23 protein-coding genes are annotated in these 24,279 nt (G+C 71.2%); 12 read left to right on the plus strand and 11 right to left on the minus strand.

Going from position 1 to position 24,279, the window contains the following annotated elements:
• Nucleotides 1-445: nuclear transport factor 2 family protein (locus tag E1266_RS20645; protein ID WP_132049367.1), on the plus strand; the 445-nt coding region annotated here is incomplete at its 5' end.
• A gap of 15 nt (nucleotides 446-460) precedes the next feature.
• Here the strand turns inward: E1266_RS20645 and E1266_RS20650 are convergent.
• The 4 genes from E1266_RS20650 to gcvT are packed head-to-tail and all read right to left on the minus strand — an operon-like array spanning nucleotide 461 to nucleotide 4,648.
• Nucleotides 461-1,834 (minus strand): L-serine ammonia-lyase, encoded by a 1,374-nt coding sequence (locus E1266_RS20650; RefSeq protein ID WP_132049369.1) that lies wholly within the window; start codon nucleotides 1,832-1,834, stop codon nucleotides 461-463.
• A gap of 55 nt (nucleotides 1,835-1,889) precedes the next feature.
• A complete protein-coding gene (gene glyA / locus E1266_RS20655; protein ID WP_132049405.1) occupies nucleotides 1,890-3,152 on the minus strand; it encodes a serine hydroxymethyltransferase in 1,263 nt (420 codons plus the stop codon).
• The gene (gene gcvH, locus E1266_RS20660; RefSeq protein ID WP_132049371.1) at nucleotides 3,149-3,538 is read right to left on the minus strand and encodes a glycine cleavage system protein GcvH; all 390 of its coding nucleotides are present in this window, start codon (nucleotides 3,536-3,538) and stop codon (nucleotides 3,149-3,151) included. The genes glyA and gcvH overlap by 4 nt, the downstream gene beginning before the upstream one ends.
• 15 nt (nucleotides 3,539-3,553) lie before the next feature.
• Entirely contained in the window at nucleotides 3,554-4,648 is a 1,095-nt protein-coding gene (gene gcvT, locus E1266_RS20665) for a glycine cleavage system aminomethyltransferase GcvT (RefSeq protein WP_132049373.1), read from the minus strand.
• Nucleotides 4,649-4,860: 212 nt separating this feature from the next.
• On the opposite strand from gcvT, the gene E1266_RS20670 reads away from it, so the two are divergent.
• Entirely contained in the window at nucleotides 4,861-6,159 is a 1,299-nt protein-coding gene (locus E1266_RS20670) for a site-2 protease family protein (protein ID WP_132049375.1), read from the plus strand.
• Here E1266_RS20670 and E1266_RS20675 read toward each other — a convergent pair.
• Entirely contained in the window at nucleotides 6,149-7,246 is a 1,098-nt protein-coding gene (locus E1266_RS20675) for a PLP-dependent cysteine synthase family protein (protein ID WP_132049377.1), read from the minus strand. The two genes, E1266_RS20670 and E1266_RS20675, sit on opposite strands and share 11 nt — an antisense overlap.
• An 89-nt stretch (nucleotides 7,247-7,335) precedes the next feature.
• On the opposite strand from E1266_RS20675, the gene E1266_RS20680 reads away from it, so the two are divergent.
• Entirely contained in the window at nucleotides 7,336-8,403 is a 1,068-nt protein-coding gene (locus E1266_RS20680) for a hypothetical protein (protein ID WP_243718655.1), read from the plus strand.
• A 30-nt stretch (nucleotides 8,404-8,433) separates the two neighbouring features.
• On the opposite strand, the gene E1266_RS20685 is transcribed toward E1266_RS20680, so the two are convergent.
• Nucleotides 8,434-9,978: an ATP-dependent DNA ligase gene (locus E1266_RS20685; protein ID WP_132049379.1), complete on the minus strand. Its 1,545-nt coding sequence runs from the start codon at nucleotides 9,976-9,978 to the stop codon at nucleotides 8,434-8,436.
• Between the two features lie 125 nt (nucleotides 9,979-10,103).
• Here E1266_RS20685 and E1266_RS20690 point away from each other — a divergent pair, with 125 nt between their 5' ends.
• Nucleotides 10,104-10,844, plus strand: a complete 741-nt coding sequence (locus E1266_RS20690; protein WP_132049381.1) for a hypothetical protein — start codon at nucleotides 10,104-10,106, stop codon at nucleotides 10,842-10,844.
• A gap of 336 nt (nucleotides 10,845-11,180) precedes the next feature.
• Here E1266_RS20690 and E1266_RS20695 read toward each other — a convergent pair whose 3' ends face one another.
• Genes E1266_RS20695 through E1266_RS20705 form a run of 3 tightly spaced genes read right to left on the minus strand, consistent with a single transcriptional unit; the run spans nucleotide 11,181 to nucleotide 14,230 of the window.
• Entirely contained in the window at nucleotides 11,181-12,152 is a 972-nt protein-coding gene (locus E1266_RS20695) for a diiron oxygenase (RefSeq protein WP_132049383.1), read from the minus strand.
• Nucleotides 12,153-12,212: 60 nt separating this feature from the next.
• Nucleotides 12,213-13,076: an SDR family NAD(P)-dependent oxidoreductase gene (locus E1266_RS20700; protein WP_132049385.1), complete on the minus strand. Its 864-nt coding sequence runs from the start codon at nucleotides 13,074-13,076 to the stop codon at nucleotides 12,213-12,215.
• A gap of 47 nt (nucleotides 13,077-13,123) precedes the next feature.
• A complete protein-coding gene (locus tag E1266_RS20705) occupies nucleotides 13,124-14,230 on the minus strand; it encodes a ferritin-like domain-containing protein (protein WP_132049387.1) in 1,107 nt (368 codons plus the stop codon).
• A 108-nt stretch (nucleotides 14,231-14,338) separates the two neighbouring features.
• On the opposite strand from E1266_RS20705, the gene E1266_RS20710 reads away from it, so the two are divergent.
• A complete protein-coding gene (locus tag E1266_RS20710; RefSeq protein WP_132049389.1) occupies nucleotides 14,339-15,013 on the plus strand; it encodes a TetR/AcrR family transcriptional regulator C-terminal domain-containing protein in 675 nt (224 codons plus the stop codon).
• Here the strand turns inward: E1266_RS20710 and E1266_RS20715 are convergent.
• A complete protein-coding gene (locus tag E1266_RS20715; RefSeq protein WP_243718657.1) occupies nucleotides 14,964-15,605 on the minus strand; it encodes a TetR/AcrR family transcriptional regulator in 642 nt (213 codons plus the stop codon). The genes E1266_RS20710 and E1266_RS20715 overlap by 50 nt on opposite strands.
• A gap of 82 nt (nucleotides 15,606-15,687) precedes the next feature.
• Here E1266_RS20715 and E1266_RS20720 point away from each other — a divergent pair, with 82 nt between their 5' ends.
• Together E1266_RS20720 and E1266_RS20725 are read left to right on the plus strand one after the other, a co-directional pair.
• Nucleotides 15,688-17,151, plus strand: a complete 1,464-nt coding sequence (locus E1266_RS20720) for an NAD(P)/FAD-dependent oxidoreductase (protein WP_132049391.1) — start codon at nucleotides 15,688-15,690, stop codon at nucleotides 17,149-17,151.
• A 47-nt stretch (nucleotides 17,152-17,198) separates the two neighbouring features.
• Nucleotides 17,199-17,579: a nitroreductase family deazaflavin-dependent oxidoreductase gene (locus E1266_RS20725; protein ID WP_132049393.1), complete on the plus strand. Its 381-nt coding sequence runs from the start codon at nucleotides 17,199-17,201 to the stop codon at nucleotides 17,577-17,579.
• 38 nt (nucleotides 17,580-17,617) lie between these two features.
• Here E1266_RS20725 and E1266_RS20730 read toward each other — a convergent pair whose 3' ends face one another.
• A complete protein-coding gene (locus tag E1266_RS20730) occupies nucleotides 17,618-18,841 on the minus strand; it encodes a PucR family transcriptional regulator (RefSeq protein WP_132049395.1) in 1,224 nt (407 codons plus the stop codon).
• Nucleotides 18,842-19,327: 486 nt separating this feature from the next.
• Between E1266_RS20730 and E1266_RS20735 the strand changes: the two genes are divergently transcribed.
• From E1266_RS20735 to E1266_RS20755, 5 genes are read left to right on the plus strand one after another with little or no spacing between them, the layout of a single operon-like run.
• On the plus strand, nucleotides 19,328-20,314 hold the full coding sequence (locus E1266_RS20735; RefSeq protein ID WP_347876734.1) for an ATP-binding cassette domain-containing protein: 987 nt from the start codon (nucleotides 19,328-19,330) through the stop codon (nucleotides 20,312-20,314).
• Nucleotides 20,301-21,089, plus strand: coding sequence for an ABC transporter permease (locus tag E1266_RS20740; protein WP_132049399.1), 789 nt, complete (start codon nucleotides 20,301-20,303; stop codon nucleotides 21,087-21,089). The genes E1266_RS20735 and E1266_RS20740 overlap by 14 nt, the downstream gene beginning before the upstream one ends.
• 1 nt (nucleotide 21,090) lies before the next feature.
• Complete coding sequence (locus E1266_RS20745) at nucleotides 21,091-21,927, plus strand: ABC transporter permease (protein WP_132049401.1); 837 nt, start codon at nucleotides 21,091-21,093, stop codon at nucleotides 21,925-21,927.
• Between the two features lies 1 nt (nucleotide 21,928).
• Nucleotides 21,929-23,209 (plus strand): MCE family protein, encoded by a 1,281-nt coding sequence (locus tag E1266_RS20750; RefSeq protein ID WP_132049403.1) that lies wholly within the window; start codon nucleotides 21,929-21,931, stop codon nucleotides 23,207-23,209.
• Nucleotides 23,206-24,264, plus strand: a complete 1,059-nt coding sequence (locus E1266_RS20755; RefSeq protein ID WP_207945790.1) for an MCE family protein — start codon at nucleotides 23,206-23,208, stop codon at nucleotides 24,262-24,264. Before E1266_RS20750 ends, E1266_RS20755 begins: the two co-directional genes overlap by 4 nt.
• Nucleotides 24,265-24,279: the final 15 nt, after the last annotated feature.

The following is a 24,279-nucleotide window of genomic DNA, read 5'->3' on the forward strand; positions in this document are numbered from 1 at the left end:
GCCCTTCCCGCCCTTCTCCCTGGAGACCGCCCAGCAGAAGGTGCAGGCGGCCGAGGACGCCTGGAACACCCGCGACCCGCAGCGGGTGGCACTCGCCTACACGCCCGACTCCGCATGGCGGAACCGGGACCTGTTCATCACCGGGCGGGAGGAGATCATCGCCTTCCTGACGCGGAAGTGGGAGCGCGAGCTCGACTACGCCCTGCGCAAGAGCCTGTGGGGGTTCCGGGAGAACCGGATCGCCGTCCGGTTCCAGTACGAGTGGCACGACGACGGCGGGCAGTGGTGGCGCAGCTACGGCAACGAGCTGTGGGAGTTCGACGAGCACGGGCTGATGCGGCGCCGCGAAGCGAGCATCAACGATGTGGCGATCGCCGAGGCCGACCGGCGCATCCACGGCCCGCGCCCCGAGGACGAGCACGGGATCGAAATCCCGCTCCAGTAGCCGGCGGACGCTCTCTCAGCACTCGATGACGTTGACGGCCAGGCCGCCCCGGCTCGTCTCCTTGTACTTGTCGAGCATGTCGCGGCCGGTGTCGCGCATGGTCTTGACGGCCTTGTCGAGGGAGACGAAGTGGCGGCCGTCGCCGCGCAGCGAGATGCGGGCCGCGCTGATCGCCTTGATGGCGCCGACGGCGTTGCGCTCGATGCAGGGGACCTGGACGAGGCCGCCGACCGGGTCGCAGGTGAGGCCGAGGTTGTGCTCGATGCCGATCTCGGCGGCGTTCTCGACCTGCTCCGGGGTGCCGCCCAGGACCTCGGTGAGGCCGGCGGCGGCCATGGAGCAGGCGGAGCCCACCTCGCCCTGGCAGCCGACCTCCGCGCCGGAGATCGAGGCGTTCTGCTTGAACAGGACGCCGATCGCGCCCGCGGTCAGCAGGAAGCGGACGACGCCGTCGTCGTCGCAGCCGGGCACGAAGCGGTCGTAGTAGTGCAGGACGGCCGGGATGATGCCCGCGGCGCCGTTGGTCGGTGCGGTGACGATGCGGCCGCCCGCCGCGTTCTCCTCGTTGACGGCCAGGGCGAAGAGGGTGACCCAGTCCATCGCGTGGAGCGGGTCGGTGGCGTTCTCGGTGGCGAGCTGGCGGTGCAGCTGCGGTGCGCGGCGGCGCACCTTCAAGCCGCCGGGGAGGAGGCCCTCGCGGGTGCAGCCGCGGGTGACGCACGCCCTCATGACGTCCCAGAGGCCGAGGAGGGCTTCGCGGATCTCCCGTGACGTGCGCCCGAACGCCTCCTCGTTCTCCATCATGAGCGCCGAGACGGACAGGCCCGTCTCGCGGCAGCGTTCGAGAAGCTCGGCGCCCGTGTCGAAGGGGTGCGGCAGCACGGTGTCGTCGGACTTGATACGGTCGGCGCCCGTGGCGGTCTCGTCCACGACGAAGCCGCCGCCGACCGAGTAGTACACCCGCGCGCGGAGTTCGTCACCGGACGCGTCCAGCGCGGTGAAGCGCATGCCGTTGGGGTGGCCGGGGAGCGACTCCTTGCGCTCGAAGACCAGGTGCTCGTTGACGACGAAGGGGATCTCGTGGTCGTCGAGCAGGCGCAGGGCGCCGCTCTCGCGGATCTTGCCGAGGCGGTCGTCCACCTGGTCCACGTCGACCAGTTCGGGCCGGTCGCCTTCGAGTCCGAGGATGACGGCCTTGTCGCTGCCGTGGCCCTTCCCGGTGAGGCCGAGGGAGCCGTAGAGGGTGACCCGCACCGACGCGGTCTCCGCCAGGAGCCCGTCCCGCCGCAGGCCCTCGGCGAAGCGGTGCGCGGCGGCCATCGGGCCGCCGGTGTGGGAGGAGGACGGACCGATCCCGATCTTGAAGAGGTCGAAAACGCTGATGGCCATTGCTACCCCCTTGTAGCGGCGCGCCCCCTTCCGGCGGGAAGGGGGCGCGATGACGTCACAGGTCCGGGTACAGCGGATGTCTGTCGGCCAGCGCCCGCACGCGCGCCGCCAGGGCGTCGCGGTCGAAGGACGGCTGGAGCGCCAGCGCGATGACGTCGGCGACCTCGGCGAAGTCGTCGGCGGTGAACCCGCGGGTGGCCAGGGCCGGCGTGCCGATCCGCAGGCCGGAGGTGACCATCGGCGGACGCGGGTCGTTCGGCACGGCGTTCCGGTTGACGGTGATGCCGATGTCGTGGAGGCGGTCCTCCGCGTCGCGGCCGGTGAGGTCGGAGTCGACGAGGTCGACCAGGACGAGGTGGACGTCCGTCCCGCCGGTCAGGACCTTCACCCCCGCCTTGGCCGAGTCGTCGGCGAGGAGCCGGTCGGCCAGGATCTTCGCGCCCTCGATGGTGAGCGCCTGGCGGGCGCGGAACTCGTCCGACGCGGCGATCTTGAGCGCCACGGCCTTGGCGGCGATCACGTGCTCCAGCGGGCCGCCCTGCATCCCGGGGAACACTGCCGAGTTGATCTTCTTGCCGTACTGCTCGCGGGCGAGGATGAGCCCGCCGCGCGGGCCGCCGAGCGTCTTGTGCGTGGTCGTCGTGACGATGTCGGCGTACGGGACGGGCGACGGGTGCAGGCCCGCGGCGACCAGCCCGGCGAAGTGCGCCATGTCGACCATGAGCACCGCCCCGGACGCGTCGGCGATCTCCCGGAACGCGGGGAAGTCGAGCTGTCGCGGGTACGCCGACCAGCCCGCCACGATCATCTTGGGCCGGTGCTCGGCGGCGAGCGACGCGACCTCGTCCATGTCGACCAGGCCGTCCTCCGCGCGGACGTGGTACGGGACCACGTTCAGCGTCTTGCCGGAGTAGTTCAGCCGCATCCCGTGCGTGAGGTGCCCGCCGTGCGCGAGGTCGAGGCCGAGGATCGTGTCGCCGTGCTGGAGTAGCGCGAAGTAGACGGCCGTGTTGGCCTGCGCGCCGCTGTGCGGCTGGACGTTCGCGTGCTCGGCGCCGAACAGCGACTTCGCGCGGTCGATGGCGAGCTGCTCGGTGACGTCGACGTGCTCGCAGCCGCCGTAGTAGCGCCGCCCCGGATAGCCCTCGGCGTACTTGTTGGTGAGGACCGAGCCCTGCGCCTCCAGCACGGAGACCGGGGCGAAGTTCTCCGAGGCGATCATCTCCAGGGTGGACTGCTGCCGGCGGAGCTCGGCGGCGACGGCCGCGGCGACCTCCGGGTCGGCCGTGGCGAGCGAGTCGTGCAGGGTCACGTTCAGCCTTCCTCGATCAGCTTGTCGTAGGCGGCGGAGTCGAGCAGGTCGCCGGGCTCCTCGGAGATCCGGACCTTGAAGATCCAGCCCTCGCCGTACGGGTCGTCGTTGATGACCTTGGGCTCGTCCACCACCGACGTGTTGATCGCGGTGATCTCGCCGCTGACCGGGGAGTAGATGTCGCTGACCGACTTGGTCGACTCGATCTCGCCGCAGGGCTCGCCCGCCTCGACGGAGTCGCCCTCGGACGGCTGCAGCTCGAGGTACACGATCTCGCCGAGCGCGTCGGCGGCGTGCGCGGTGATGCCGATGGTGACGATGCCGTCCTCGCCGCCGAGGCCGGACACCCACTCGTGCTCTTCGCTGTAGCGGAGCTGCTCGGGAACGCTCACGATCACTTCTCTCTTTCAGGAACGCTTGTAGAACGGCAGATCAACCACGTCGACCGGCTCGTGCCGCCCGCGGACGTCCACGGCCAGGCCCGCCTCCTCGACGCCGCTGTCGAGGTACGCCATGGCGATCGGCCTGCCCAGTGTGGGCGACGGAGCCCCGCTCGTCACGACCCCGCACGGCGAGCCGCCGGACGTGACGACCTGGTACCCCTTTCGCGGCGCCCGACGCCCGCGGGCGACGAGTCCGACGAGCCTACGGCCCTGCGGCGTCTGGGCCTGCGCCGCCAGCGCGGTCTTCCCGACGAAGTCGCCCGGCTTGTCCAGCTTCACGATCCGGCCGAGGCCCGCCTCGAACGGCGTGATCTCCGCGGACAGCTCGTTGCCGTACAGCGGCATGCCCGCCTCCAGGCGCAGCGTGTCGCGCGCCGACAGCCCGGCGGGGACGACGCCGTCCGCCCCGGCGAGCGCCTTCCACAGCGCGACGGCGTCGGACGCGTCCACGAACACCTCGAAGCCGTCCTCGCCGGTGTACCCGGTGCGGGCGAGGAGCGCGTCGACGCCCGCGACGCGCCCGGCGAGGATCGCGTAGTACTTGAGGTCGGCCAGCGGAGCGTCGGTGAACCCCGCGAGGATCTCCTCCGAGCGCGGCCCCTGCAGGGCGACCAGCGCGTACGACGCGGTGCGGTCCTCGACGGCCGCCTCGAAGCCCGCGGCGCGCTCGACCAGCGCGTCCCGGACGACGTCGGTGTTGGCGGCGTTCGCGACGACCATCCAGGTCGCGTCGGCGAGCCGGTAGACGATCACGTCGTCCAGCACGCCGCCGTCCTGCGCGCAGAGCATCGTGTAGCGGGCCTTGCCGACCGGCATCGACGCGAGGTTGCCGACCAGCGCGAAGTCGAGCGCGGCGCCGGCCCCCGGCCCGGAGACGAAGATCTCTCCCATGTGGGACAGGTCGAACAGTCCCGCGCCGGTGCGGACGGCCTGGTGCTCGGCGGTCTCGCTCGCGTAGCGCAGCGGCATCAGATGGCCGGCGAAGTCGACGAGGTTCGCCCCCAGTTCCTGGTGGACGTCGTGCAGGGGCGTCTTCTTGGCGGTCGGATCGGCGGGCATGGGTTCGGCTCCTTCGTCACGGGCGCGCAGGGACCATCGTCCCATCCGCGCACCCCGGTCCACACATCGCTGTCGCCGCGGACAGGCCGCCCGCACCCCGCCGCGGGCGGTCACGCGATGGTTAAACCGCAGCAACGCCGGTGCCGTACTCTTGGTGGGTTGCTGGATCCACCCCCCGGTGAGCGGGGTGCACGACCGGAGGGGCGAGACGCATGGCCTACCTGGTTGGGGCGTTGATTCTCTTCTTCGGCCTCCTGGTGTCCATCGCGCTGCACGAACTGGGGCACTTCTCGTTCGCCAAGCTGTTCAAGGTGCGGACCACCCAGTTCATGGTCGGGTTCGGTCCGACGATGTGGTCGTGGCGCCGCGGGGAGACCGAGTACGGCATCAAGTGGATCCCGCTCGGCGGCTACATCCGGATGATCGGGATGCTGCCGCCGCGCAAGGGCGACGCCCCCGGCCAGATCCGGCAGGTCAGCACCGGGCCGTTCCAGGGCCTGATCGAGTCGGCGCGCGGCGCGGCGCTGGAGGAGGTCCGGCCGGGCGACGAGAACCGCGTCTTCTACGCCAAGAAGTGGTGGCAGAAGCTGCTGATCATGTTCGGCGGGCCCGCGATGAACCTGCTCCTCGCGGTGGTGTTCTTCGCGATCCTGCTGATGGGCATCGGCACGAACCAGCCGCAGCCGGTGATCCGCGAGGTCGCCGAGTGCATGGTCCCGGCGAGCCAGTCGGGGGTCAGCGAGTGCCCCGCGAACGCGGCGCCGACCCCGGCGATGCAGGTGGGGCTGCAGCCCGGCGACCGGATCACGGCCTTCAACGGGAAGCCGATCGACGACTACCGGGAGCTGCAGGAGGAGATCCGCGACGCGGGCGGCAGCACGGTGCCGATGACCGTCGAGCGCGACGGGCGGGACGTCGGGCTGAACGTCCCGATCGCCCGCAACCAGATGTACCACCTGGAGGACCCGGACAAGATCGTCGAGGTCGGGTTCCTCGGCATCACGCCGACCAGCGCGGTCGAGCGGCAGGGGCCGGGCGCGGTGGCGAGCACGATGGGCGACCTGACCGTCCGGACCGCGGGCGCGCTGGTGCGGATGCCGGAGAAGATGGTCGGCATCTGGCACGCGGCGTTCGGCGGCGAGGAACGCGACCCGAACGGCCCGATCGGCGTCGTCGGCGTCAGCCGGATCGGCGGGGACGTCGCCGCCTCCGAGGTCCTCGACGGGTCCGAGAAGATCTCCTACTTCGTGATGCTGCTCGGTTCGCTGAACCTCGCGGTCGGCCTGTTCAACCTCGTCCCGCTGCTGCCGCTGGACGGCGGGCACATCGCCGGCGCGCTGCTGGAGGCGATCAAGAAGGGCTTCGCGAAGATCTTCCGGAGGCCCGACCCCGGCTATGTGGACGTCGCGAAGGCGCTGCCGGTCACATACGTGATGGCGGTCGTCCTGATCGTCATGGGCGGCCTGCTCATCTACGCCGACCTGGTCAACCCCGTCCGCTTCACGGGATAGCGGCCAGCTCCCCGGTCTTCAGGAACCCGTCGAGCGCGGCGAGGTAGGGCTCTATGTCCAGCCCCTGCGCGGCCAGCCACGCGTCCGAGCCGTAGGTGCCGGTGTAGCGTTCGGCGCCGTCGCAGATCAGCGTGACGACGCTGCCGCGCTCCCCGCGCGCCCGCATCTCCGCGATCAGCTCGGCCGCGCCCCACATGTTGGTGCCGGTCGAGCCGCCGACGGCCCGGCCGCTGACCGCGCTCGTCCAGCGCATCGCCGCTATGGACGCCGCGTCCGGCACCCGGATCATCCGGTCGATGATCGTCGGCAGGAACGACGGCTCGACGCGGGGGCGGCCGATGCCCTCGATCCGCGAGCCCGCAGCGGTCCGCTCCGGGTCGCCGTCGGCGAACGACCCGTAGAACGCCGACCCGTCCGGGTCGACGACCGCGAGCCGCGTCTGGAACCGCCGGTACCGCGCGTACCGGCCGATGGTCGCGGACGTCCCGCCGGTGCCCGCGCCCACCACCACCCAGGACGGCTCGGGGAACCGCTCCAGCCGCAGCTGCTCGAAGATCGACTCGGCGATGTTGTTGTTGCCGCGCCAGTCGGTGGCGCGCTCGGCGTAGGTGAACTGGTCCATGAAGTGGCCGCCGCACTCGGCCGCGAGCCGCCGCGACTCGGCGTAGATCGAGGAGGGGTCGTCCACCAGATGGCACCGGCCGCCGTGGAACTCGATGAGCTGGATCTTCTCCGGGCTGGTCGACGCCGGCATCACCGCGATGAACGGCAGCCCGAGCAGCCGCGCGAAGTACGCCTCCGACACCGCCGTCGACCCGCTGGACGCCTCGATGATCGTCGTGTCCGCGCGGATCCAGCCGTTCGCCAGCCCGTAGAGGAACAGGGAGCGGGCGAGCCGGTGCTTGAGGGAACCCGTGGGGTGGACGGATTCGTCCTTCAGGTACAGGTCGATGCCCCACTCCGGCGGCAGCGGGAACACGTGCAGGTGCGTGTCGGCGCTGCGGTTGGCGTCGGCCTCGACCAGGCGGACGGCCTCGGCGACCCAGGCCCGGTACCCGGGGTCGCAGCGGTCCACGGTGCGGCTCACGGCGGCTTTCTCCTCGGATCGTCGCTGATCGGCCGCGTCCCACGATATCCGTGCATGTCGCAGGGCATGATGGAGCGTGCGGGGGGCAGATGATCGAGATGTTCGGTGAGCGGATCGTGGAGGCCGGGCGGCTGCCGCTGTTCGGCTTCTTCGCCGCGTTCATCATCACGTTCGTGGTGACGCGGGTGAACGTGCGGCTGATCCGCTCGAACGTGCGGTGGTTCCGGAACGTGACCGCCGGGGACGTGCACATCCACCACGTCGTGTTCGGCGTCGTGCTGATGCTGGTCGGCGGGGTGGGGAGCGTCGCGATCCCGGACGCGCACGTCAGGTTCGACCTGGCGGCCGCCGTCGTGTTCGGCGTGGGGTCCGCGCTCGTGCTGGACGAGTTCGCGCTGATCCTGCACCTCAGCGACGTCTACTGGACGGAGAAGGGCCGCGCGTCCGTCGACGCCGTCTTCGTCGCCCTCGCCGTGACGGGACTGCTGCTCCTCGGCATCCACCCGTTCGGCTACGAGAATTTCTGGTTCGACTCCGGTTCCGGCTCCGGGTCCCTCTCCCCGCTCTACGCCGCGTTCCTGTTCGGCAACCTCGTCCTCGCGGTGATCACGCTGCTGAAGGGCAAGATCTGGACCGGGCTCATCGGGCTGTTCCTGCCCGCGCTGCTGATCGTCGGCGCGATCCGGGTGGCGCGGCCCGCCTCGCCCTGGTCGCGCTGGCGCTACGACGCGGACTCGCGTCGCTACCAGCGGGCCGTCCGGCGGGAGAAGAAGGTCCGCCGGCCGCTCATCCGGGGCAAGATCTGGGTGCAGGAGTTCATCGCGGGACGGCACGACCTCATCCCGCCCGAGCTGATGCAGCGCCGCGCCGACGCCGCCGAGCGGGCGCGCCGCCGCCGGGTCGCCCGCGCCCGGCGCAAGGCCGCCGCCCGCGCCGCCCGCGCCGCCCGCAAGGCGACCCCGGGAATTCCGCGCGCACCGGGCGGCGAGGGCCGGTCGGAGGGCCGCCCGCGCCACGGCGCCCTCGTCCGCGCCCGCAACCGGGGGACCGTGTCCCGCATGAGGCCCCGCGCGCAATCGCGCCGCCGCCCCCGCCACACCGGGCAGGAGGAGGACCCACCGCCCAGCGAACGACCCAGGGCGGGGACGTCCGGGTGAGTGCGGGGCGCAGGGGTGTGCGGAGTCCGGCTAGTCCATGATCGGGGCGACGGCGCGGACGGTGTCGATCGTGTCGGCTTCCGCCGCGGACTTGTCTTCGCGGTAGCGGAGGACGCGGGCGAAGCGGAGGGCGATGCCGCCCGGGTAGCGGGGGCTGTGCTGGACGCCGTCGAACGCGATCTCGACGACCAGCTCGGGCCGGACGTGGACGGTCCAGCCGTCCTCCCGCACGGCCAGCTCGCGGAACTTCTCCGTCTGCCACGCGAGCAGCTCGTCGGTGAGGCCCTTGAACGTCTTGCCGAGCATGACGAAGCCGCCGGTATCGGGGTCGCGGGCGCCGAGATGCAGGTTGGACAGCAGCCCCTGCCGGCGGCCGTGCCCCCATTCGACCGCGAGGACGACGAGGTCGAGGGTGTGCCGGGGCTTCACCTTGATCCAGCCGGCGCCGCGCCGCCCCGCCGTGTAGGGGGTGTCGATCGACTTGATCACGACGCCCTCGTGGCCGTGCGCGACGGCCTCGTCGAACGCCTCCTTGGCCCGCGCGGGGTCGGCGGTGACGATCCCGGGCATCCGCAGCTCCGCGGGCACGGCCCGGACGAGCGCCGCGCCGCGCTCCGCGCCCGGGGCGTCGAGCAGGTCGGCGCCGCCCGCGGGGCCTCCCTCGTCCAGGTACAGGACGTCGAACAGGAACAGCGACAGCGGGACCGGCTCGGTGTCCTTGGCGGTGCGCGTGGCGGTGCGGGCGGCGGTGACCTGGAACGGGTGGGGGCGCCCGTCGGGCCGCAGCGCGATCAGCTCGCCGTCGAACACGGCGGCGCGGACGGGCAGCTCCCGCACGGCCGCCACGACCTCGGGCAGCCGGGAGGTGATCTCGTCCAGCGTGCGGGTGAACACCCGGACCTCGCCGTCCGAGACGTGGATCTGCGCGCGGACGCCGTCGAGCTTCCATTCGACGGACGCCTCGGCGCCGAGCTTGGCGAACGCCTCCTCGACGGACGGCGCGGACGCCGCGAGCATCGGCTTGACCGGCCGCCCGACCTCCAGCGTGAAAGCGCGCAGCCCGTCCGTGCCGTCGGCGAGCGCGGCCGTGGCGACCGGCCCGAGCGCGCCGCGCAGCATGAACGCCCGCCGCACCTCGGCGGCCGGGACCCCGGCCGCCGCCGCGATCGCCTCGGCCATCACCCCGTCGAGCGCGCCCTGCCGCAGCTCGCCCGCCAGCAGCCGGACGAGGAAGTCCTGCTCGGCGCGGGTGGCGCGGCCGAACAGCGCGGCGACCAGCTCGCGGCGCCGTGCGACGGAGCCCGGCCCGGAGACCGCGCCGATCCCGGTGAACGCCGCGTCCACCTCCGGGACGGTCAGCGACGGCTCGGCGGCCGGGGGCGGGAGTTCGCGCAACGCGGCGTACCCGACGCCGATCTGGCGTTGCGGCAGCTCACCGGACAGGTAGGCGACCACGGTCGCCGCCTCGGCGGGTTCGGCCGTGCGCAGGCACTCGGCGAGCGCGGATACCTTGGCCTTGCGGCCCGAGGTGCCCGCGACGGCCTGCGATGTCCGCGCGATGTCGGCTAGCAGCACCTCTCCATTGTGACCACGAGGTCTGACAATCCATACCGTCCGGGGGCCTGGTCAGGAGCGAGGCGCCTGACTACGTTGGCTTGAGGCGGGCCCAGTCACCGAGACGGGGGAGTGAGGAGCGGGGAGTGGGGCTTCAACGTCCGCCTGAGCCGTTCCACCGGGTCTACTCCGCACCGGAGCCGCCGTCGCCGCCCCGCGGCCCGCGGCTGCTCAAGCTGCTGGCGGTGCTCGCCGCCTTCGCGGTGGCCGGAGCGGGCGTGTTCCTGGTGGTGCCCGGCCGGAGCCAGAGCGGCGGTGGCGGCAGCGATGCCGCGGCCGTGGCGCAGATGCCCGCCGGAGCGTCGCATTCACCGGTGCGGCCGCGGGAGTTCGTGCGGAGCCTGCCGTCGCCGTGCCAGGCGGTGTCGCGGGCGACCGTCGACCGGACCGTCCCGAAGGCGCGGCCGCGGCAGAGCGGGAACTCGACCCTGACCACGTGCACGTACTCCGCGGAGGGCTCGCCGTCCCGGTGGCTCCGCGTGGAGGCGCACCTGTACGCGCCGGACGACACCGCGACCCCGGTGGAGGACGCCGCGAACCTCTACGACGAGCGGTGGGAGCAGGCGCACGACGCGCCGCCCGTCCGCACGATCAGCCTCCGCCGCCATGAGGGCCTCGGGGACGAGGCGTACCGCTGGTTCAAGGCCGACGAGGCGGGCCCGGCGGTGATCGGGCAGGTCACGGCCCGCACCCGCAACGCGGTCCTCACCGTCAGCTACAGCGAGCACGCCCCCGGTGCGGCCGAGCGGCGGGCTCTGGAGCGCGCGTGCCTCGACCGGGCCACCGCCGTCGCCCGTGAGGCCGTCGCCGCGCTAAATCATTTCTGACCTGAATCGGCCGATCATGGCATATTCTCTGTCAAGAGCTTCTAAGGTGATGGGCAATGGGGAGGGGTATGCCGATCATGCTCCCCGAACGAGGCCGGGTGATCGGCGTATCCGCGGCACCTGGGAGGAGGAGGTCGACGACGTGACCGTCCAATCGGTAGGAGTGTCCTGGGTATAGTCCCAGGTCAGTGACCCGCAACGTCGACGGGCCGCGGAGTGGACCCCCCTCCGCGGCCCTTTCGCATGCCGCCGCCGGGACCAGCGCCGCAGCATTTACGAACCATTTTCTAATACGAGATTCGGGCTGTCAGGATGAATGGCCCGAACTAGAACCGGTTACGGTTCCAGTAATCCGCCGCGCGCCCAGATGCCGCGCGCCCGCCCGTCCAGGAACCCGACCTCGTCGAAGAACGCGGTGCACCTGCGGGACGCCCACGCCATCGTCGCGCGCCGGTGCGGGCTGACCGCCGCCACCCGCCGCGCCAGCCGCGGATCCAGGCCCACCGCCGAATAGCACGACGGATGGACCAGCTGGCCGGTCATCACCCGCATCACGCGCGCCAGGCCCGCGGCCGCCATCCGCCGGCGCACCGCGGGCAGCACCGCCACCAGCCGCTTCAGCTCCTCGCGGGCGTACTTGATGTGCCGCGCCTCCTCGATCACGTGGATCCGCGACACCTGCCGCACCAGCGGCTGCACGTTCTCGTCCGGGAACGTCGTGCGCTGGAACGCGTCGGTGAACTCCTCCACGACCAGGGTTCCCGCGAACACCGGCATCGGGTCGTACACCGCCCCGAGCAGCTTCGCCAGGTGGAACTCCACCGCGCGCGGGCGGTGCGTGCGCAGCCCGCACGTCCGGACCATCCGCCCGAACATCTTCGAGTGCCGGCACTCGTCGGCGATCTCCGTCAGCGCGTAGGCCACGTGGTCGCTGTCGTAGCGCTGCCGGTAGGCGTGCATCAGCAGCGACTGCATCAGCATCATCTCCGACCAGATGCCGAAGGAGGCGATGCTGCACATCTCCCGCCTCGACAGCTCCACCCGCTGCCGGTGCGTCAGCCCGTCCCACAGCGGCGTCTCATAGATCGAGATGAGCTGCGGCGGCATGTAGAACACGTCCGGGTCCTGCGGCGCGTCCCAGTCCACGTCGACGTCGGGGTCGAACGAATGCTTGCGCGACGTCCGCAGCAGGCGCTCGGCGACCACCTCGCGGTGCGTCAGTTCCAGCGTGTGGTCGCCGTCGTCGCAGCGGATCACCGCCGTCCAGGTACGGGGCCGGCCGTCTTCCAGCAGCACGTCGGGGGGCATCGATCCGTCTCCTCTCACCGATGGCGAGTCGTGGGGAGGGGCCGCGCCCGGACGCGGGCGCTAGCCGCGGGAGGTGGGGATTCTGGCCATGAGCCGCACCGCGGAGGGGGAGACCCTGGACAGGGTGTGCAGGAGGTGGCCCTCGAAGTTGACGGGGACCACGGCCTTGTTCTTGATGATGGCTTGGACGATCCGCTCGGCGACCTTCTCCGGCGGGTAGTTGCGGAGCTTGATGGCCTTCTTGGCGCTCTGCTGGAGGCGGCTGCGGGCGGACTCGTCGGCCACGGCGTAGGTTCCGTTGTCGACGAGGTCGGTGCTGACGAAGCCGGGGCAGACGGCGGTGACGCCGATGCGGCTGCCCGCCAGCTCGGCGCGCAGGCACTCGCTGAGCATCAGCACGGCGGCCTTCGTCGTGCAGTAGGCGGGCATGGCGCGCCACGGGGCGAACGCGGCGGCGGACGCGACGTTGACGATGTGGCCGCCAAAGTTGGGCTTGTCGGGCTTGTTGGGGAGGCCGTGCACGCGCTCGTGCATCTGCTTGCCGAACAGGCGCGACCCGTGGATCACGCCGTACAGGTTGACGCCGAGGATCCTGTCCCAGTCGTCCAGGCCGGTTTCGAGGAACGGGCCGGCGACCGCGATGCCGGCGTTGTTGACGACGATGTCCGGGGCCCGGTGGGTCTCCTGCACCTCGGCGGCGAAGGTCTCCATCGCGCCCGCGTCGGAGACGTCCACCTGGTAGGCGGTGCCGCCGGAGCCGACCGACTTCGCGAGGGTGATGGTGTGCTCGGCCGAGGGGAGGTCGATGTCGGCGGCGATCACGGTGGCGCCGCGGCCGGCCAGGGCCAGCGCGGTCGCGCGGCCGATTCCACTGCCGGCTCCGGTGACGACGGCGAGCGCTCCGTCGAAGTGGGCGAGTGGCATGCGAGACCTCCGAGCGGGCGTCCTGGACGGCGTTGGTCCAACCGTACTCAGCTCGCCGCGGCGTCCGCGATCACGGTGTCCACCTCGGCCTTGCGCGCCGCCTCCTCGGCGGCGAACCGCTCGGTGTCGAGCTTGTCGGCGATCTCCTCGTCCTGGTTCATCAGGGCGTCGAGGTCGGCCTTGGACATGTCCAGCACGCCCATGTCGTCGTAGGTCTTCTGGACGCGCTCGCTCCACAGGCCGATGTCCTTGACGCAGGGGACGATGCGGCTGAACAGCAGGCTCTGGAACATCCGCATGTACGGGGAGTTCTCCACCAGCTCGTCGACCTCCTTCGGGTCGATGCCGAAGTTGGTCCAGATCTCCCGGCCGCGGATGCGGTCGCGCATCAGGTAGCAGCCCTCGATGACGAAGTCCTCGCGCTCGCGGAGCTCGGCGGGCGACAGCTGCTTGTAGTAGTCGCGGAGGGCCAGCCGCCCGAACGCGACGTGGCGGGCCTCGTCCTGCATGACGTAGGCGAGGAGCTGCTTGGGCAGCGGCTTGGTGGTGATGTCGCGGATGACGCCGAACGCGGCGAGCGCGAGGCCCTCGATGAGGACCTGCATCCCCAGGTAGGGCATGTCCCAGCGGGAGTCGGTGAGGGTCTCGTTCAGCAGGTCCTGCAGCTTGGTGTTGATCGGGTAGATCATCCCGACCTTCTCGTGCAGGAAGCGCGTGAACAGCTCGACGTGGCGGGCCTCGTCCATCGTCTGGGTGGCGGAGTAGAACTTGGAGTCGAGGTCGGGCACCGACTCCACGATGCGCGCGGCGGTGACCATCGCGCCCTGCTCCCCGTGCATGAACTGGGAGAACTGCCAGGACGTGGAGTGCCGGCGCAGCTCGCCGCGCTCCTTCTCGGAGAGGCGGTCCCAGTACTTCGTCCCGTAGATGGCGAGGGACTGGTCCGGGACGCCGAGGGGGTCGTGCGGGTCGACTTCAAGGTCCCAGTCGATCCGCTTGGCGGAGTCCCACTGCTTGTCCTTGCCCTTCTGGTAGAGGGCGAGCAGGCGGTCGCGGCCGTCGTCGTACTCCCAGGTGAACCGGGCGTCGCCGATCATGGGGACGTTCCAGGTGGACGTGTCGACGGGCTCGGTGTAGAGGTCATGGGTCGACATGGGCGCTCCTCCCCGGGAGGCGCAGACGTACGGTGTACGTCTTGCGTACAATGTACGTACCGTGGCACGGCGCACTCACGGGTGTCAACGGCCGGAAGGGCGGAACCGATGACGAGGAACGCGACCCCCGGCGCCGTTCGGCCGGTGCTGACCCGCGAGCGCATCGTGCTCGCCGCGGTCGCGCTGATCGAGCGGGAGAGCGCGGACGCGCTGTCCATGCGCCGGGTGGCGGCCGAGCTGGGCGTCGCCGTGATGTCCCTCTACAACCACGTGCCGAACAAGGGCGCGCTGCTGGAGGGCGTCGCCGAGCACGTCGTCTCGGGCCTGGAACTGCACGACGACCCGTCCGGGCCTTGGCAGGAACGTGCGCGGGCGCTCGTGCGGGCATTCCGGAAGGTCGCCCACGACAACCCGCGCTGCATGACGATCGTCCTCACCCACAAGATCGACACCCCGGTCGCGCTGCGGCCGGCCGAGCGCGCCCTGGCGCTGGCGGACGCCGCCGGGTTCGACGGCGAGACCGCCGTCCGGATCATGCGGGCGCTGCTCGCCTACGCGCTCGGCGCGCAGCTGCGCGAGGTCGGGATGAGCAAGATGCTCGGCCACCTCGCCGAGACGGGCGCGCAGGCGTGGTCCCGGCTGGACCCGGACGAGTTCCCGCACGTGCTCGCCTACGGGCCGGCGCTCGCCGGCGTCGACGCCGAGGCCGACTTCGAGTTCGGCCTCGACCTGCTCATCGGGGCGCTGGACCGCCTGCCCCGGCGTCCGCCACATAGGGGCTGAGGCCGTGCCAGCAGAAGTCGGTCATGTGGCGGGCCGCCTCGTGCGCCGACATCTCCGGCCGCCGCGCCCGCCACTGCGCCAGCCGCTCGCTCGCGCCGATGATGATCTCGGTGTAGGCGTCGATCGCGGCGGCCGGGGCGGACGGCGCGAACGTCGCCAGCACGCCCGCGATGAGCGTGCTCTGCTGCCGCCGCGTCGACTCGACGGCCTCGATGGTCTCCGCGGACGCGGCCATCGGCTCGCGCATCAGCATCGCGAACGACCTGCTGTGCGCGTCCATGAACTCGAAGTACGCGACCATCCCGCGCCACAGGATGTCCTGTGGGGTGGCGGCGCCCGCCATCGCCTTCTGGGTCGCGTCGAGCAGCTCGGCCTTGGACCGGCCGACGCACGCCACGAGCAGGCCGTCCTTGGAGCCGAAGTACTCGTAGAGCATCGGCTTGGAGACGCCGCAGCGCTCGGCGATCTCGTCCATCGAGGTGGCCTGGTAGCCGCGCTCGCCGAACACCTCCTCCGCCACGTCCAGCATCTGCCGCTCGCGCTCGGCGCGCGACATCCGCCGGCGCGGCGGGCGGGGTGTGGCGTCACTCACAGCGGAACCTTCCTGTTGGACCTACCGTCAGTAATCTACTCCAGGTAACTTACCGGAAGTAGGTTACGCGAGAGGATGGGTTATGAGCGAGCGCGCCCCGGCGATCGTCATCATCGGCGCCGGCTTCGCCGGTCTCGGCATGGCGATCCGGCTCAAGCAGCACGGCTTCCACGACTTCGTCGTCCTGGAGAAGAGCGAGGCGCTCGGCGGGACGTGGCACGACAACACCTACCCGGGCTGCGCCTGCGACGTCCCCTCGCACATGTACTCCTTCTCGTTCGAGCTCAACCCCGGCTGGACGCGCATGTTCGCGCCGCAGGCCGAGATCCGCTCCTACATGGAGCGCACCGCCGACAAGTATCGCGTGCGCGAGCACATCCGCTTCGGCGCGGCCGTCGACGCGATGGAGTACGACGACGAGGCGCGGCGCTGGAACGTCACGCTCGCGGACGGGGCGACGCTGACGCCGAAGGCCATCGTGTCCGGCATCGGCGCCCTGCACGTGCCGTCCTACCCGGACCTGCCGGGCATCGAGCGGTTCCGCGGCACCGCGTTCCACTCCGCCGAGTGGGACCACTCCTACGACCTCGCCGGCAAGCGCGTCGCGGTCGTCGGGACGGGCGCGTCCGCCATCCAGTTCGTCCCGCGGATCGCGAAGAAGGCCGCCGACCTCGTCGTGTTCCAGCGGACGGCGCCGTGGATCCAGCCCAAGCCGGACGTGTCCATCCCGGCGCCGGTGCGCTCGGTCTTCACCAAGGTCCCGGGGGCCGCCCGCGCCTTCCGCAACGGGATCTACTGGACGCTGGAGGCCCGCGCCGTCAACTTCACGATCGACCCGCGGCTGTCCGGCCCGCAGGAGTTCCTGGCCCGCCGGCACATCGCCCGGCAGATCTCCGACCCGGAGCTGCGCGCCAAGGTGACGCCGGACTACACGATCGGGTGCAAGCGGATCCTGCTGTCCAACGACTACTATCCGGCGCTCGCCCGCCCCAACGTGGAGCTGGAGACGTCCGACATCGCGGAGGTCACCGAGAACTCCGTCGTCACCGCGGACGGACGCGAGTACGAGGTCGACTGCATCGTCTACGGCACCGGCTTCAAGGTGACCGACGCCCTCGCCGACCTGCGCGTCACCGGGCGCGACGGCGTCAAGCTGCAGGAGATCTGGGCGAACGGCATCGAGGCGCACCGCGGCACCACCGTCCCGGGCATGCCGAACTTCTTCATGCTGCTCGGCCCGAACACCGGGCTCGGCCACAACTCGGTCGTCTTCATGATCGAGGTGCAGATCCAGCACGTCCTGAGCTGCCTGCGGCTGCTGCAGGAGCGCCGCGGCGACGCCATCGAGCCGAAGCCGGACGCCGTGCGCCGCTTCAACGACCGCGTCCAGCGGCGCCTGCGCCGCGCGGTCTGGAACGAGGGCGGCTGCAACAGCTGGTACCTGGACGACCAGGGAGTGAACCGCACCCTGTGGCCGGGCCACACCTTCGAGTACTGGGCCAGTTCCCGCAAGGCCAAGCCCGAGGAGTACACCATCACCCGTTGACCCACCCGCCGGCCGCATCGGCCGCGGCGGCGTGTTAGGGAAGAGGTATGGCGAAAGCGCTTATGCCCAGGGGGCTACGCAAGGTCAACAAGGTCTTCACCAACCGGATCCAGGGGGTCTACGCGCCTTACGTGCCGCCGCTCGCCGTGGTCGTGCACAAGGGGCGGCGGTCGGGGCGCGAGTACCGGACGCCGGTCACCGCGTTCCGGAGCGGGCGGACCCTCGTCATCGGGCTGCCCTACGGGGCGGACACCGACTGGGTCCGCAACCTGCTCGCCGAGGGACGCGGCGGGGTGGAGCGGCTCGGGCGGGTCCGGCGGATCGCCCGCCCGCGCGTGCTCGCCGCGGACGAGGCGCAGGAGCTCCCCGCGGTGGGACGGGCCGCCGCCCGCTACATGGACGTCCTCGTCGCGGACATAGAGGACTGAGCAGACATAGAGGACTGAGCAGGCAGAGCCGGGCGGGGTCAGCGGCGGGGGTCGGTGCCGCGGCCGGGGTCGCGGCGGTTGCGCAGCCGGACGGCGCGCAGGGTGGCGTCGAGCGAGAACCGGGTGTCGGCGTCGTCCAGGCTGTCGCCCATGTAGCTCTCCAGCTGCCGGAGCCGGTACCGCACGGTCTGCGGGTGGATCTTGAGCCGCTCGCCGATGTCGACGGCCGTCGCGCGGGTGGTGACGGCCTCGGCGAGCGTCTCGACCAGCCGCCGGCGCTGCCCGTCGGACATCTCGCGCAGCGGCTCCAGGTGCCGCCGGGTGAGCTCCTCCACGAGCGGCGGGTCCGACAGCAGCCACATGGTCATCAGGTGGTCCTGGCAGGGGATGAGGGAGCCGTCCTTGATGACGCCCTCCTCGGCCAGGGCGAGGACGCGCCGCGCCCAGCGCAGCGAGTGGGTGGCCCGCTCCAGCGGGACGGTGAGGCCGACGACGCAGGTCGCGTCGGACAGGGCCGCGTGCAGCATGCCGCGGCGGGCCTCGGTCAGCGGCCCGGGGACGAGCATGGCCGGTTCGGCGGAGTCGAGGTCCACCAGGACGTCGGCGTCCAGCGCGGCGCGGGTGCAGGGCGCCTCGGGGTGGACGGCGATGAGCGTGGCCTCCTCCGGGAGCGGCCACCAGCAGGTCGCCCTGGCGAGGTCCTCGATCGCCTCGGGCACGACCGCCGGCTGCTGGAGGATCAGGTGCAGGAGCCGCCGCCGGTCCTCGCGGCGGCGCACGTCGGCGTGCCCGGTGGCCTGCTGGTGGCCGAGCCGGATCTGGGCGACGGCCTCCTCCAGGTAGACGAGCATCGCGTCGACCGTGCTGGAGACGATCGACGTGGGGATGTCCTCGCGCTCGGCGATGACGACGGTGCGGCGCCAGGCGATGTGGAAGGCGATCCGGGTCGCGGCCTGGATGTGGTCCAGGTTGCGCCCCTCGATGGCCTCGAACTGCCCGACCGCGCGGCAGGTCTCGTCGCGCTGCGTGAGCTGCGCGCCGGGCTCGGTGAAGGTGTCCAGGAATCCGGCGAGGAGTAACTCGGTGCTGATCCGCAGAATCTGGTCATAGGCGGAATCGGCCGAGCGATTGTACTCCGGGATCGACTTCCGGATCTCGGTAACGACCTCCTGAGTGACGTCGGGCAGCTCCGAACGCAGCAGGCGGATGAAATCGGCGAAGATGGTTCTGCTCGTTTCAGACAATTCCAATGCCTGCGACATGGGTATGGGAAACCTCCGCATCGGGCCTGCTGGACACCGGCGCCGTGCTGCCCGCTCCGCAGCGGAACGGCGGCGCCGGCGGGGTGTACCGAGCGGTGGCGGACACCCTTGGGGCGGGATCGAGGAACACTAGCGAACATAAAGTCGTCAGTGACCGCTGACAAGGCTTCCGGCCCGGATCGGCGCCGCAGAGCTGCTTCTTTGCGCGGGATGTGACAAAACCGCGGTCCGGATGCTGTCCCGTTGACAATCCCCTCCGCGGCGCGCGGGCCCGCGTCCCGCCGGCGGACGCCATGTTACCGGCGAGTAGTCACCCGTGACGGATCGGCGAAGATCGAATACTAAGCCGGTGACAATTTTCAAGACCATTGCCGAGAATGCCCAGGGAATCCTGCCGGTCGCTATTGAATTCCGGGTCTACTGGCCCGTAACGTCCTCGCTTGACCCGGCCGGACAGGGTGGTGATGGTCGTTGGGAATTAAAGTCGTGGTCGAAGGTCTGACGAAAGCGTTCGGACCGCAGACCATTTGGCGCGACGTCACGCTCACGCTGCCCGAGGGCGAGGTGAGCGTGCTGCTCGGTCCGTCGGGGACCGGCAAGACGGTGTTCCTCAAGTCGCTGATCGGGCTCCTCAAGCCCGAGCAGGGGCGGGTGCTCGTCGACGGCGTCGACATGGTCAACGACCCGGATCGCAAGGTCTACGAGGCCCGCAGGCGCTTCGGCCTGATGTTCCAGGACGGCGCGCTGTTCGGCTCGCTGTCGCTCTTCGACAACATCGCGTTCCCGCTGCGGGAGCACACCCGCAAGAAGGAGTCCGAGATCCGGCGCATCGTCCTGGAGCGCATGGAGATGGTCGGACTGGCCGGCGAGGAGCGCAAGCTGCCCGGCCAGATCTCCGGCGGCATGCGCAAGCGGGCCGGACTCGCCCGCGCACTGGTGCTGGACCCCGAGGTCATCCTGTGCGACGAGCCCGACTCCGGGCTGGACCCCGTCCGCACGGCCTACCTGTCGCAGCTGCTCATCGACGTCAACGCGCGGATCGACGCGACGATGCTGATCGTCACGCACAACATCGAGATCGCGGCGACCGTCCCCGACAACATCGGGATGCTCTACCGCCGCGACCTGATCGCGTTCGGCCCCCGCGAGGCGCTGCTCACCAGCCAGGAGCCGGCCGTCGCGCAGTTCCTGCACGGCGACCCGCGCGGCCCCATCGGGATGTCCGAGGAGAAGGACGCCGCCGCCCTCGCCGCCGAGGCGGCCGCGGCGGCCGCCTCCGCGCCGCGCCGCCGCCGCACCATCGAGATCCCGCCGCAGCTGCGCCCGACCCCCGGGATGCCTCCGCGCCGGGGGGAGCAGCGCCACGCGCAGCGCCTCGACGCGATGCTCCCGACCCTTCCCCATCCCGCGCAGCAGGCCATCCTGGCCGGGCGCCGCAACCGGCAGGAGGCGGGCGGCCATGGCGGCGCCTGAGACCAGGACCCCCGGCGCCGGCGCGCTGCGCCAGGTCGGCGGGCTGTTCGCGCTCGCCGGGACGGTCGTCGCGATGACGTTCCGGCGGCCCTTCCAGATGCGCGAGCTGATCCAGCAGTTCTGGTTCATCGCGTCCGTGGCGATCCTGCCGACGGCGCTCGTGTCGATCCCGTTCGGCGCGGTCATCTCGCTGCAGGTGGGGTCGCTGGCCAAGCAGCTCGGCGCGCAGTCGCTCACCGGCGGGGCGAGCGTGCTCGCCATCGTGCAGCAGGCGAGCCCGCTGATCGTGGCGCTGCTGATCTCCGGCGCGGCGGGCTCGGCGATCTGCGCCGACCTCGGCTCGCGGACGATCCGGGAGGAGATGGACGCGATGGAGGTGATGGGCGTCTCGCCCATCCAGCGCCTCGTCGTTCCCCGGGTGCTCGCCTGCATGGCGGTCGCGGTCCTGCTGAACGGGCTGGTCTCCGTCGTCGGCGTGGCCGGCGGCTACTTCTTCAACGTGCTGATGCAGGACGGGACGCCGGGCGCCTACCTCGCCTCGTTCTCGGCGCTCGCGCAACTCCCCGACCTGTACATCAGCGAGCTGAAGGCGCTGCTGTTCGGGTTCATCGCCGGCGTCGTGGCCGCCTACCGCGGGCTGAACCCGCGGCCCGGGCCGAAGGGCGTCGGGGACGCGGTCAACCAGTCGGTCGTCATCACGTTCCTCCTGCTGTTCTTCGTCAACCTCGTGCTGACGGCGATCTACCTGCAGGTCGTCCCGCCGAAGGGGGCCTGACATGGCGATCCCCGGTGCCCGCCGGATCAAGCCGGTGAAGCTCGTCTCGTGGCTGGACCGGCCCGGCGACCAGCTCACCTTCTACGTCAAGGCGCTGCTGTGGACGCCGCGCGCCCTGCGCCGCTACCTGCGCGAGTCGCTGCGGCTGCTCGGCGAGGTCGCGTTCGGCAGCGGCGCGCTGGCGGTGATCGGCGGCACCGTCGGCGTGATGATCGGCATGACGGTGTTCACCGGCGTCGTCGTCGGCCTCCAGGGGTACGCGGCGCTCGACCAGATCGGGTCGTCGGCGTTCACCGGGTTCGTCTCGGCGTACTTCAACACCCGCGAGATCGCGCCGCTGGTGTCGGGCCTGGCGCTGTCGGCGACGGTCGGCGCCGGGTTCACCGCGCAGCTCGGCGCGATGCGGATCAACGAGGAGATCGACGCGCTGGAGGGCATGGGCGTCCCGTCCCTGCCGTACCTGGTGACCACCCGCATCATCGCGGGCACCGTCGCGATCGTCCCGCTGTACGGGATCGGGCTGCTGAGCTCCTATCTCGCGTCCAGACAGGTGACGCTCTGGTTCAACGGGCAGTCCGCCGGGACCTATGACCACTACTTCAACATCTTCCTCGCCCCAGAGGACGTGGTGCTGTCGTTCGTCAAGGTGCTGATCTTCAGCGTCATGGTGGTGCTCGCGCACTGCTACTACGGCTACCGCGCGGTCGGCGGCCCCGCCGGCGTGGGCGTCGCCGTCGGCCGCGCGGTCCGCACCGCGATCGTGCTGATCAGCGTGACGGACTTCTTCATCAGCCTCGCCATCTGGGGCGCGACGACGACGGTGAAGGTGACGGGCTGACATGGCGAGACAGGGCACCATGCACGTGGTCGGTCAGCGGCTGGCCGGGGTGGCGTTCCTGCTGATCCCGGCCCTGCTGATCTGGCTGTCGATCGCGATCTACAACAAGCGGTTCACCGAGACGACGACGGTGACGCTGCGCACCGGGACGGCCGGGCACGAGATGCACCCGCTCGCGGACGTGAAGGTCCGCGGCGTCGTCGTCGGCGAGGTCCGCTCGATCCGGGCGGACGGGGCCGGCGCCGAGCTGGAGCTGGCGCTGAAACCGGAGCTGGCCGACCGCGTCCCGTCGGACGTCACCGCGATGCTGCTGCCCACGACGGTGTTCGGCGCGCGGTACGTCGCGCTCACCCCGCAGCCGGGGACGGCGGCGCAGCCGATCGCCGAGGGCGACGTGATCTCCGAGGACCGCAGCGCGAACGCGGTGGAGCTGTCGCAGCTGCTCAACCGCACGATGGACCTGCTCAACACCATCCAGCCGGCCAAGCTCGCGGCGACGCTGAACGCGATGTCGCGGGCGCTGGAGGGGCGCGGCGAGCAGATCGGCGACAACTTCGAGCAGCTCGACGCGTTCCTGCGCAAGTTCAACCCGGAGGTACCGGCGCTCGCCCGCAACTTCGCGGAGCTGGCGGAGTTCTCGCAGCACGCGTCCGACGCCGCGCCCGACCTGCTGCAGGCGCTCACGGACCTGACCGTGACGAGCCGCACGATCGTCGAGCAGCGCACCGCGATCTCCGAGCTGTACGAGGCGGTGTCGGGCTCGTCCGCCGACCTGGAGGACTTCCTGAGCGCCAACTCCGGCAACATCATCGAGCTGGCGACGGCGAGCCGGCCGAGCCTGGACCTGCTGCGCCGCTATGCCCCCGCCGCGCCCTGCACGTTCCGCACGCTCGCCGACTTCGTCCCGAAGATGAACCGGGTCCTCGGCAAGGGCACCGACAAGCCCGGCCTGCGCGGGACGGTCGTGCCCGTCCCGAACAAGGGCCGCTACAGGCCGGGCGTGGACGCGCCGCGGTACGGCGCGAGCGGCGGCCCGCGGTGCCCGAGCGTTCCGTACCTGCCGACCGGCGGCGGTGAGACGAAGGTGCTCCCGGCCGGCGGGGTCCCCGGGGCGGGCGGCGGCGCCGGCAGCGGCCTCGGCCCCGCGAACTCCGCGTCGGAGAACGACCTGGTGAACGAACTGACCGGCCCTTCGGTCGACGAGGTGCCCGAGGAACTCCCGGACTGGTCCAGCGTGCTCGTCGGGCCGATCTACCGGGGCACGGAGGTGACGGTCCAGTGAGGCTCACCGGCCAGGGCCTGAAGGGGATGGGGTTCCCCCTCACCAGCTCGCTGATCTTCATCGGGGTGACGGTGCTGGCGACCGCGCTGCTGGCGTCCAGCATCACCGGCGCCACCAGCGGCGACCGCGTCACCTACCACGCCAAGTTCACCGACGTGGCCGGGCTCCACCCCGGGCACGGGGTCCGGATCGCGGGCGTCGAGGTCGGCCAGGTCGAGGAGATCGAGGTGACCGACCGGCGGCTGGCGCTGGTCACGTTCGAGGTGGACCGCGAACGCGACATCCCCGCGTCGGCGACCGCCTCCGTGAAGTACCTCAACCTGGTCGGCGGCCGCTACATCGCCCTCGACCAGGGCACCGGCCCGCCGAACCAGACGCTGAGGCCCGGCGGCACGATTCCGGTGGAGAACACGTCCGGGACGCTCAACCTCACCCAGCTCTTCCAGGGCTTCCAGCCGCTGATGCAGGCGCTGTCGCCCGGGGACGCCAACAAGCTCTCCGAGTCGATCGTGAAGGTGCTCCAGGGCGAGGCCGGGACGATCGAGAGCCTGCTCCGCACGGTCGGGCAGCTGACCAGCACGCTCGCCGCCAAGGACGAGGTCATCGGCCAGGTCATCACGAACCTGAACAGCGTCGTCCAGACGATCAACTCGCGGGACCAGCAGCTCGTCGACCTGGTCCGCACGCTCCGCGAGTTCACGTCGGGGCTCGCCGCCGACCGCAAGCCGATCGGTGAGGCGATCGGCTCGATCGCCGACCTGACGTCCGCGACCGCCGGGCTGCTGCAGGTCGCGCGGGACCCGCTGAAGGACGACATCGTCCAGCTCGGCCGCCTCAGCGACAACCTCAACCGGGACGCGCCGCTGGTGGAGCGGTTCCTGGAGCGGACGCCCACGAAGCTGCAGACGTTCGGGCGGCTGGCCTCCTACGGGTCGTGGATGAACTTCTACCAGTGCGAGGTCAAGTTGATCGGCGTCCACTACGCCGGCTCGGACCTGTCCGGCGAGCCGCCGCCGACCGGTATCCCGATCAAGGACGCGAGGTGCCGCGGATGACGCCCCCGACCCCGC

It is taken from the genome of Actinomadura sp. 7K534 (genome assembly GCF_004348575.1).
Taxonomy (GTDB): domain Bacteria; phylum Actinomycetota; class Actinomycetes; order Streptosporangiales; family Streptosporangiaceae; genus Spirillospora; species Spirillospora livida.